Source organism: Nitrospirae bacterium CG2_30_53_67 (assembly GCA_001873285.1).
Classification (GTDB): domain Bacteria; phylum CG2-30-53-67; class CG2-30-53-67; order CG2-30-53-67; family CG2-30-53-67; genus CG2-30-53-67.
In genome coordinates this window covers 1-10,153 of record MNYV01000087.1, presented here as the reverse complement: position 1 = coordinate 10,153, position 10,153 = coordinate 1, and the positions used below count along the sequence as shown (strand labels likewise).

General features: G+C 51.2%; 13 protein-coding genes. 7 read left to right on the top strand and 6 right to left on the bottom strand.

Translation table 11 applies throughout. From position 1 onward, the window contains the following. The first annotated feature begins 390 nt into the window (after positions 1-390). From AUK29_05520 to AUK29_05505, 4 genes are all read left to right on the top strand, one after another. Positions 391-1,038 carry a hypothetical protein gene (locus tag AUK29_05520; GenBank protein OIP64094.1) on the top strand — a complete coding sequence of 216 codons (648 nt, stop codon included), beginning with the start codon at positions 391-393 and terminating at the stop codon, positions 1,036-1,038. 126 nt (positions 1,039-1,164) lie between these two features. Further along, positions 1,165-1,419, top strand: a complete 255-nt coding sequence (locus AUK29_05515; GenBank protein OIP64093.1) for a hypothetical protein — start codon at positions 1,165-1,167, stop codon at positions 1,417-1,419. 118 nt (positions 1,420-1,537) lie between these two features. Beyond that, entirely contained in the window at positions 1,538-1,954 is a 417-nt protein-coding gene (locus tag AUK29_05510) for a hypothetical protein (protein ID OIP64092.1), read from the top strand. 337 nt (positions 1,955-2,291) lie between these two features. After that, positions 2,292-3,137, top strand: coding sequence for a hypothetical protein (locus AUK29_05505; GenBank protein OIP64095.1), 846 nt, complete (start codon positions 2,292-2,294; stop codon positions 3,135-3,137). Positions 3,138-3,317: 180 nt separating this feature from the next. On the opposite strand, the gene AUK29_05500 is transcribed toward AUK29_05505, so the two are convergent. From AUK29_05500 to AUK29_05485, 4 genes are read right to left on the bottom strand one after another with little or no spacing between them, the layout of a single operon-like run. Next, on the bottom strand, positions 3,318-3,887 hold the full coding sequence (locus tag AUK29_05500) for a hypothetical protein (protein OIP64091.1): 570 nt from the start codon (positions 3,885-3,887) through the stop codon (positions 3,318-3,320). 33 nt (positions 3,888-3,920) lie between these two features. Continuing rightward, positions 3,921-4,142, bottom strand: a complete 222-nt coding sequence (locus AUK29_05495; GenBank protein ID OIP64090.1) for a hypothetical protein — start codon at positions 4,140-4,142, stop codon at positions 3,921-3,923. A gap of 12 nt (positions 4,143-4,154) precedes the next feature. Continuing rightward, complete coding sequence (locus AUK29_05490) at positions 4,155-4,571, bottom strand: hypothetical protein (GenBank protein OIP64089.1); 417 nt, start codon at positions 4,569-4,571, stop codon at positions 4,155-4,157. 33 nt (positions 4,572-4,604) lie between these two features. Beyond that, positions 4,605-4,943, bottom strand: a complete 339-nt coding sequence (locus tag AUK29_05485; protein ID OIP64088.1) for a hypothetical protein — start codon at positions 4,941-4,943, stop codon at positions 4,605-4,607. Positions 4,944-5,143: 200 nt separating this feature from the next. Between AUK29_05485 and AUK29_05480 the strand changes: the two genes are divergently transcribed. Both AUK29_05480 and AUK29_05475 read left to right on the top strand, forming a co-directional pair. Further along, the gene (locus AUK29_05480) at positions 5,144-5,965 is read left to right on the top strand and encodes a hypothetical protein (GenBank protein OIP64087.1); all 822 of its coding nucleotides are present in this window, start codon (positions 5,144-5,146) and stop codon (positions 5,963-5,965) included. 75 nt (positions 5,966-6,040) lie between these two features. Further along, entirely contained in the window at positions 6,041-6,997 is a 957-nt protein-coding gene (locus AUK29_05475) for a hypothetical protein (protein ID OIP64086.1), read from the top strand. Positions 6,998-7,003: 6 nt separating this feature from the next. On the opposite strand, the gene AUK29_05470 is transcribed toward AUK29_05475, so the two are convergent. Both AUK29_05470 and AUK29_05465 read right to left on the bottom strand, forming a co-directional pair. Then, positions 7,004-8,260, bottom strand: a complete 1,257-nt coding sequence (locus tag AUK29_05470) for a 2-nitropropane dioxygenase (GenBank protein ID OIP64085.1) — start codon at positions 8,258-8,260, stop codon at positions 7,004-7,006. A 75-nt stretch (positions 8,261-8,335) separates the two neighbouring features. After that, positions 8,336-9,478, bottom strand: coding sequence for a hypothetical protein (locus AUK29_05465; GenBank protein OIP64084.1), 1,143 nt, complete (start codon positions 9,476-9,478; stop codon positions 8,336-8,338). Positions 9,479-9,533: 55 nt separating this feature from the next. Here AUK29_05465 and AUK29_05460 point away from each other — a divergent pair, with 55 nt between their 5' ends. Then, the gene (locus AUK29_05460; GenBank protein OIP64083.1) at positions 9,534-9,821 is read left to right on the top strand and encodes a hypothetical protein; all 288 of its coding nucleotides are present in this window, start codon (positions 9,534-9,536) and stop codon (positions 9,819-9,821) included. Positions 9,822-10,153: the final 332 nt, after the last annotated feature.

Here is a 10,153-nt window from a genome sequence, read left to right as displayed (position 1 = left end):
TGGCACTTGTCCTGCTGCCGTTTTTCAACCATGCTCTTTTCCATGAATTAATAAGGTTCTCATAATAGAAATGACATCATATCGAAAATCCCTCCCCCGATAAACCCATTTGAGGGCAGGCTCTAACCTCCCTTTTCTAAAAAAGGCTTTCCCCCCTCTTATTTAAGAGGGGGCAAGGGGGAGTTATCCCTCTGAGGGGCAAGGGGAGATTCTATGAACTATGTCTATTCTATTTCGAGAATATTAATAACTATACCACTCATAAGAGCCTTCGGCAATTTCTGCTCGTTATCCTGTCTTGGATTGTCCGCAGAAGTTGTCACAGAGATTATTGACCGTTCAGCGTGTTAATCTTGTAAAAAGCACGGGAACACTATAATATGTCTCCCTATGCAGGGATGGATTCTGATATTTGTTACCTCTTTTATCATTGCCCTTTCAGGGGCATTGATGCCGGGCCCCTTGCTTACCGTGACGATTGCCGATGCTTCAAAAAAAGGATTCCGGACAGGGCCTCTGATTGTACTGGGGCACGGTATTCTGGAACTGGCCCTGGTTGTTTTAATATTGGCCGGACTTGGGCCATGGATCGTGAGACCTGTCATCGCCGGAATCTTTGGAATGGCCGGAGGGGTTGTCCTCTGTGGGTTCGGCTCCACAATGATCAGGGATTCACAAAAGATGAGCCCTTCTGCGGAACATCAAAAAACAAACGCTCCGGATGCCGGGAGGCCGGTGCTTACCGGAATAGTGGTGAGCCTCGCCAACCCCTACTGGAGTCTCTGGTGGGCGACCATCGGGATGGGGTATCTGGCCGCGGCATGGAAGTATGGACTTGCAGGGGTGCTTGTGTTTTTTTCCGGTCATATCCTTGCAGATCTCCTATGGTACAGCGCCATCTCCTTTGCCGTCAGCAGAGGCAGGTCATGGATCAGCACGCCGTTTTATCAGCGGATGATTCTATTCTGCGGCCTGTTTTTGATCTTTTTCGGCATCTGGTTTCTCCACTTCGGGTGGCGGTCCTTGCGGCATCTTTAAGGACAGGACCGAGGCAGAACTCCTCAAGGAGTTGGAAACGGTTTACCTGCCGGCATCCGTCAGCGAGGACGCAGCCGGAAAACAGATGGAGAAGGGCCTTGTTTTCGGACGGGGAAAATTCCGGTAATGGGCGACCAAGAGATTAAAGTTACGGCCTATGCAGGGTATCGGGGCGAGGAAAGCCCGATGGCCTTTGTTTTCCGGGGTGAAAAAATCAACGTGGTCGAAGTTCTCGACCGGCGGGTCGAACAGGATGTGGAGGAGAAGACGACAAGGCGGTGGTTCCGGCTCAAGGGCGATGACCGGAAGATCTATCATATCTATTACCATGAGACGGCCATGACATGGTTCCTCCACAGCGTCTCCCCCGTCTCTTTCTGAATGACAAACCTATTGACAATGAAATTGAATTGTTATACATAACAAACATAAGAGCTTTTTAAAACGGTTCGGAAAAATCCATATCTTAAAAAACTGATCATCAGAGAAGGAGAATGGTATGATGCGTTCGATTGCCAAGCCGGTCTGTTTTTTCCTGATTATTTCTTATTCCATGCTCGACTTTTCCGTGCACACGGCCCGCGCAGCCATGGTGGGGACGGAAACGGCGCTGAACACCACAGAGGGACGGAATGCCCGCACACGACTTGTGAATTTCCTGAACCGGCAGGATGTTCAGACCGTCATGGTTCAGCAGGGTGTCCGGCCCGAGGAAGCTCGGGCGCGCATCAACAGTTTGACCGATACCGAGGTGAACCGAATTTCCGGTATGATGGACCGGCTCCCCGCCGGTGGTGATGCCGTGGGGGCGCTGATCGGAGCGGCCTTGTTCGTCTTTATTGTTTTGTTGATTACGGACCTTCTGGGACTGACACGCGTCTACTCATTTGTCAACCACCCAGCCCCCAGGCGGTAACGGAGTGGCCGATGGCTCGTAGAGCGGACTACCGTGTTGACCCCGTTACACCAGAAAGCCCCGGACTTCAGGCTGGGGATGAACCACGTTAGAAGTTTCCTCTGTCAGAAGTTCAGACTCCTGTCACGCAACAGTGAACTTCCAATGTGGTGAATGGCATATGCAATATCAGATCAGCAAGAAAGCCCCGTCTTACAAGACGGTGAGTAACGGGGTTGATTGCCGATGTTGCTGCGCCCTGCTCGTCCTCTTGTTGAGTATCCTGCCTACCGGCTGTACCGGGCTGCGATCAGGCTCCTTGCCGGCGTATGGTGAGGGGAGACCTGCCAAGACTGAGATCAGCGCGGTTCCATTTTACGCCCAGAGTGAGCATCAATGCGGTCCTGCGGCCCTCGCCATGCTGCTCCGTTCCCGCGGGATCTCGGTCACCCCTGAAGAACTCGAATCCGAGGTCTATACGCCCGTCCGTAAGGGGAGCCTTCAGACTTCGCTGATCAGCGCGGCACGGCGTCACGGCCGGATCGCCTATCCGATTTCAGGGATCGAGGCCATGCTCACGGAGGTGGCCGACGGTCATCCGGTCATGGTCCTTCAGAATCTTGGACTCTCCTGGTATCCCATGTGGCATTATGCAGTCGTCGTCGGCTATGACCTGCCTGAAGATACCATCATCCTTCATTCCGGAAAAACACCACGGGAACACTTATCCTTCCGGGTTTTTAAAAACACTTGGTTAAGGAGCGGGTATTGGGGACTGCTGGTTTTACGGCCGGAAGAATTTCCTGCCACCGCCGATGAGGAAGATTATCTCATGGCCGTGCTGGGACTGGAACAGGCCCGGCAATGGACTGCCGCGGTGACCGGCTATCAAACGGCGCTCGCGCGCTGGCCCGGGAGCCTCGGCGCACTCATGGGTTTGGGCAATAGTTTTTATGCATCGGGTGAACTCACGACTGCGGAGGAAGCCTTCAGGCAGGCGGCCCGCCTGCATCCGGATTCCGGGCCGGCATGGAATAATCTGGCCCAGGTGCTCATGGAACAGGGGAGGGGAGAGGAGGCCCTGGATGCAGCCCGCCGTGCGGTGGCCCTAAACGGCCCCATGATGGATCTCTTTCAAAAGACACTCGAAGAGATTCAATCCAGGTTCCCGGCCTCCCCACGGGAGAAAAAGGAATCGCCATGAATTTCATGCCTCTTGAAAAGGCGAGGTCTTCCGGATCGGGAAGAGCCGCATGGAGGTTATGGCCCATCTGCTCCCGGGACACACGCCGGGGAGCGCCGGCTTTCTGGTGGATCAGCACTTCACTTGACCCCTGGAATCCTTGGCCCCTTGACCCCTTATATTTTTTAGTGTATTCCGGGGTCAGACCCTTTGCTCCAGCAGCTTACCCAGTTTGTCCAGATGCCCTTTTTCTTCCTCAGCCAAGGTTTTAAAAACCCGCGCGGATTTTTCATCCGTCATCCGGGGGATCATCTTCAGATAGAGGTCGTAGGCATTGGTCTCCATGGCCATGGAGAACTGAAGGATTTCTCTTGCGCCCTTGTTCTTAGCCCAGGAGAGTCCGGCGCCGACCGGTATCCCTCCTTCCATCAGGCCTTCGGAGCCTTCCAATTCAGAAAAAACAGGCAGAGGCGACCCGGAAATCTCTCCATAGAGCCGGACAAGAGATTCCTTGTGTTTCTCCTCGGCGGCTGTGAGTTGTTGAAACAGTTTTACGGCCCCGTCATCCTTCAGGGATCTTGATACGCCGGCGTAGAATTTGCGGGAACCTTCCTCCAGGACCCACGCCAAGGCCAGCAGGTCTTCGGCCGTGTCGGCATCTGAAAACACGGCCATCCCCGCATCGGGTGCGCCGGATGCCCTGAGGCCGTTCCAGACATCGATCCCGCCTGTCATGGTGAAGACCTGCTTGAAACCGGCGCCGGAGAGCATGCCTGCAGCCGACCGGCTGCGTACGCCGGCTTTTCAATAGGTGATGGTCGGTTTTTTCGGGTCGAGTTCGTTCAGACGTGAGGAGAGTTCCCCGATGGGGATCAAACGGGCGCCAGGCAGGTGTTCTCCTTGATACTCTGAAGGCTGACGCACGTCTATAAGTTGATATTCATCAGGATTCTTATCTTTTATAAAATCAAGGACTTGATTAGAGCTCCATGACGGAACAGGTTTAAAGTAATTTAGGAAGGCCATATATTCTCCTCACTATTGGAAAACGAGCCTCCCCCCCAGATAACCGGCAATGCTCACGCAGCCCAGGATAAAAAGATTCAGGGCCAAATATATGATGGAAAGGGGGGTGATGGAATAAAGAAGTTCCGGATTCAAAAAACGGATGATGCAGGCGATCATGCCTATAACGATAGCCAAAATGCCGGCGGTCAATTTCTTCTTGAACACCGGGACCCAGGCGCCGCGGTAGTTCTTCTTCCAGTCGAAGAGTCCCGTACCCACGGCCAGCATGGAACCCAGTGTGCCGGTCAAGAGGGTGTAAAAGGCAACGATCTCCATGTCAGGGATCCGGGTGACCCCAAAAACCATGAGAAAAAAAACCGAGACCGGAATCAGGCCGTTGGAGAAGTGGACGGCGATGGGGTGGGGATGGATTTTGAAAACGGCCATGTTTTGCTCCTCTCCAGAAATGCATGTGTAGAATCAGCTCTGCTTATGCAGTTCTTTAATTTTTTTAAGGGTCTTTTCATAATGGCTTTCCATCAGCTTGAGGTGCTGCATCTCAAACTGCGCCAGTCCGAGGAGGATTTTTTTTTCTTCTTCGGTTGAAACCTTTTCGGCAACGTCCTTGTAAAACTCGTAGGCTGCCTTCTCCCGACGAGCGGCGATGGTATAGATCTCAAGGACCTTTTCCATCTCTTTGATCTCTTTATTCATGGTGACTCTCCCATGCCGGCTGATGAACAGATGCCTTTGCGGCAAAACGTCGTAAATAAAATACAATAGAATGAGCGCCGTGTCAAACAGATCCTCGGCCCCCAAATTCCGCGATAGAAATTTTAATAGTTTAGATAATGTTGTTTCTATCCGGTTTGCTCTTTTATCGTCAATCTGATAAAGTGATCCTCGAATGATCATGAATCCGGGAGCGGACCGCGGGCAGTATGGCCTCTGATCGGGTATCCGGTTCCGGGAAAAGACGGCGCTGATCACTGTATCGCGGCAGGGGAGGGGAGAACCTGATGATTGCACATGAGTCCGTGATCCGTTTTTCCATATTTCTGGGATGTTTAGTGGTCATGGCCGTCTGGGAGGTCATGCGGCCGAGAAGGGTCCTGCTTCAGCCCAAAGGCCGCCGCTGGTTTGCCAATCTTGCGCTGACCGCGGTGGACATGCTATTTGTCCGGTTCACCCTCGGCGCCGTGGCCGTGAGCACGGCGGTCTATGCCAGGGATCACGGTTGGGGGATCCTCCATGCAATTCATCTCCCTGAGGTCTTCTCCTTTTTCATCACCATCTTCTTCTTTGACATGGCGATCTATCTGCAGCATGTCATGTCCCATGCGCTCCCCGTCTTCTGGCGCCTCCACCGCGTCCATCACACCGATCTGGACTTTGATGTGACCACCGGCCTTCGTTTTCACCCCTTGGAGATCTTCATCTCCATGCTTTACAAGGCGGCGCTGGCGGCGGCATTGGGCGCTCATCCCTTCGGAGTCTTGCTCTTTGAAGTCATCCTGAATTCCTCTGCACAGTTCAATCACGGGAATGTGGCGATCCCCTTGTCCCTTGACCGTATCCTCCGAAGATTTGTGGTCACGCCGGACATGCACCGGGTGCATCACTCCTGGAAGGTAAAGGAAACCAACAGCAATTTCGGATTTTTCTTTCCCTGGTGGGACCGTCTCTTCGGGACTTACCGGGATCAGCCGCAGGAAGGGCATAGGGAGATGACCATCGGCCTTAAAGAATACCGTGATTTTGAAAGACTGAACCTTTTGCGCCTGCTCTGGATTCCATTTGAGATAAAAATCGGCGGCTACAGCTTTCGCCGGGATGACTAACGCAAGAAGGATTTATCTTGATTTCCACCCCTTAATCGGTTAATAATCCTGAAATACTAACAAGAGGCAATCGTGATGGATTTCCAAAATTCTCTGGTCATGCGGGAAGACCTGTATGCCCATGAGGGAACTCTGATCTTGGGCCGGGGGGAGACGATCACCAGGCCCATACTGGACGAGATCAAGCATAAGCGCGCCCGGCCTTCCAACAAGACTACCCGGCTCAAAGAGACGCACCTTCCGGAAGATTTCTTACGCGTCATGAAGGATGAGAACTACCGCATCATTTTTGACCAGCAAACCTTGAGACAACGTGTATTGGATCTTGTCGGGGAGATGGTTCTGAACGATGATATTCTGGAGGAACTCGATTTCTGCAAAATCAAAGATTACTACACCTACAGGCACATACTGATCACGACGATCATGACCGCTCGCATGGCGCAGGATCTATACCAGGATTCGAAAATGGCGCTGACTGCGGCATCGACCGCTCTGACCCATGACTTTGGAAAGTCCAGGATCCCTCTTGAGATACTTCAGAGTACGAAAAAACTGACTTACGAGCAGTACCTGTATATCCATGAACATCCCTGGATCGGTTTTCTGCTGCTGGTCTATTACACCGGGGAACATGAATCCATGCATGCCCTTGTGGCTCTCAACCATCACGAGAAAATGGACGGCTCCGGGTATCCCAGGGGAGTCAAAGTCGTCGAGAGTCTCATCCAGTTCGTGACCATCAACGATATATTCGATGCGCTGATATCACAACGTCCCTATCGGCTGGAGCCGTTTAATATACGAGGGGCGCTGGATTATCTATGCGATGAAGCGGAAGGCGGGAAGCTGAACATGACCGGGGTCAAACTCCTCCTTTCCTACAACCGTCATAGCAAACCCCCGCTCGATACCATGGTTTATTCTCAGAGCCATCTCGGCTACCGTCCGCCGGATGAAGTCAACAATTACACCAGTCATGAAGGGTTCCAAAAACAGAAGTTCGGGGACCGAATCGGCTCCGAAGAATAAAAATGATCAGCCTTCCGGTTCTTCCGGAAGATTGGTCTGATGATTGACGCTGAACTGATAATCCCTGAAAACGAATTCCGCGGCCGGCAGTCGATAGGTTCCATCCGGGAGACGCCGGGTCGTTTCTTTGAGCCGATAGGCGTTTTGGCCGCAGGTCCAGCAGCCGAAATTCCGCATTTGAGTGCAGAGGCAGGTTTTTCCCTCGACTGACATTCTTTTCTCACCTGGGTTTTTCTTCAGCTCGAGGTAATAGGCATCTTTATAGCTGCAGTTGCCCGAACCATCCAGCAGATAGCCATAGGCTTCGCAATTCGGTCTGTTTCCCGAAACGATCGCCGGGCACATCTTCAGCATGCGCATCGGATAGCCGGTGGGTGAGATCATGTTGACCTCGATGTCCGACTCATCGGCCTTGAAATATTCCTGCTTAACCTTGGCCGGCAGTCCGCTTTCTTTTGTGATCGCAAAACGGGTCGCCACCTGAACGGCCGAAGCTCCGGCCTCAAGAAATTCAACGGCATCCGTGCCTGTGAAAATGCCCCCCGCAGGGATGACCGGTATGTCCAGATCATTCCGCTTGAGATCAAGGATAATCTCGTCCGTAATGGTCTTGAGGTCATACTGCGCCCAATCCATGCCGAAACCGAGATGCCCGCCGGCAAGCGGGCCTTCCACCACGATATAATCGGGGAGGCGGTTCAGCCTGGAGTTTTTCCGAAGGAAGAGATACAGGGCGCGAAGTGAGGAGACAATAATGCCGAATTTTACGTCTCGAAAGCGTGGATGATCCTGCACCATGGCAAGAGACCTCAGGTGCAGACCCGCGCTCAGGGTAATGCCGTCTATGCCGGCGTCCATGGCCGAGCTGAGGCGCACACGCAGGGTTTCGTGCGGCGCGTTCATGGTAAGTTTTTCCATCGTATTGATGAAGATGAGGCCGTCACCCTTTTTGGCCTCCATGGTCCGTCCTACATGCAGTCTGGTCGCCTCAGCCAATTGTCCGAGATCAAAATGAACCTCGGATTTGTCCGGGTTGCCGATGTTGTATTGGTACTTTTTGAGTTTTTCCTTTACAAAACTCGTCTTCATCCGCCGGTCGGTGATGATGTGCACCATGGCATCGGAGATGTGGCCGATTCCGCCGAGCCGAGCGGCGGTAAGCGCAAGTTCTGCTATGGATATGTCCACACCCATCGCTCCGATGACGATCGGCACCAGCTCTTTTTTGCCCAACCTCAACCGGAAATCATCAACTCTTTTCATCCGTCCTCACAAAAATTCTGCAATTTGAACGTGTCCGCAGTTCTGTTCATAAGACCCATGTATAGCCCTGATCCCTTACATCGAACACCACTTTGCAAAAAGCGGATCGGTGAGTTGATGCACGCTATCCTCTGTGATCTCCAGCAGATCCTTATCTAATAGGGATTTTATGTTTCTCCCTACACCCCCTGCATTAAGCTCATAACGAGCCAGGTACGGCGCAGCGTAGGGCTGACGGGTCGGTTCCAAAGCCAGCGCTTTTGCGAGTTTCTTTTCGCCCTGATTCAACCCTTGAAACATATTCTCGAAGGTATCCCGAGCTTCGGACTGGAGCAGTTCGGTTTTTGCCTTTGCCAACAACGCCGGGGTCGCTTTTGTTTCCGCAATATCCCAAAGAATGTGCGATAGTTTTTGCACATAATAGGTGTGTCCTCCTACATCATCATAAATCTCTTGGGCGATCTCCAGAGGGCAGTTTTTCCCGGTATCTGCAAATTGAAGCCTCACAAATTTTGAAAGCTCGTCTTTTGAAATATTTCCAAGAGGGTAGGAAAACGCACTTTTATAAAAGGGCCTGTTTTTGTCTGTAAACATATCTTTTAATATCCGCCGTCTCGACCCAACAAAAAAATAGGCGATGTTCCGTTCACCTTGAATATATTCGCGTAACAGACCCTCGATTTTTTTGTTCTCTTTCAGGTCGGCGATCTGCTGAAATTCATCAAGCACAACCAGAGCTTTTTTCTCCCTTGCATCCAAAAACTTGGATAAGCCATGGAAAACATCTTCGACCAGTAAATTCAAACTTACGGTGCTATTATATTTGATAGAGAAGGTTACACCATCGGGCCGGATTTCCACCTGGGGCTGGATACGGCTGAAGAGCCCCTTGATCCTCTTTGGGAATGATCGGCTCGTCACATCCTTTCCAACTCCGAGAACCATTCCCTCAACGACTTTCCGGATAAAATCGCTCTCGCTCGTTATGGAAACAAGATCTACATAGATTCCATAATAACCCTTGTGTTCCATGGAATTTAAAACCTGATGCAAAAGAGAAGTCTTGCCTAATCTGCGGGAAGAATAGAGGACAACATCTACACAGTTTAAAGAGTGGGTCCTGAGATCAGACTGCTCTTTTTTCCTGTTGCAGAACGGCTCACCTGGACGGATACGCCCGAGAACAAAAGGGTTGATGAAAAGTTTTTTATCCGGCATGGCTTAGTTTCTTTTTATTTTTGCACCATGTATAACGCATGATGCATAACGCACAATGCATAATAGTATCATCAATAAAATGAGAGTCAAGAAAAAGATAAAAGGGGGCAGGGGGCTGTTGAAAAAGTGTTTTTCTGGTCTCATGCCGTCATTCCCGCGTAGGCGGGAATCCAGGTTTTTCATAGTATTACTGGATGCCCGCTCCCCGCTGAATGCATGCGGGGACAAGTTTATCGGGCATGACAAATTATTTACCATAAGAGACTTTTTCAACAGCCCCGCAGGCCTATTTTCCCTTAAACATAGACCCAATGGAGATAAACAAGGCGGGCGTTTAAGTTAACATAATATATCTTATAGGACGGTACATATAGGGCGCGGCAACAAATATCGTACACTTCATTGAATGGTATTTTCTATGTATTATGGATGGTTAATGGGGTTATCTTACATTGATCATGAGGTTAGGATGATCATTTAAAATCATTGGATCATCTCCAAAAGAGCGGGTGAAAACATCAGGGTTCAAGGGGTCAAGGATTCCAGGGGTCAAGTGAAGTGCTAAAATCATAAGGGGCCGAGGATTATAGGGTCCAAGGGTTCCAGTGTTTTTCTCTGAAGATTTTGCTTGCGTTTCAGTATCTCACTTGAACCCTTGACCCCTCGACCCCTGGA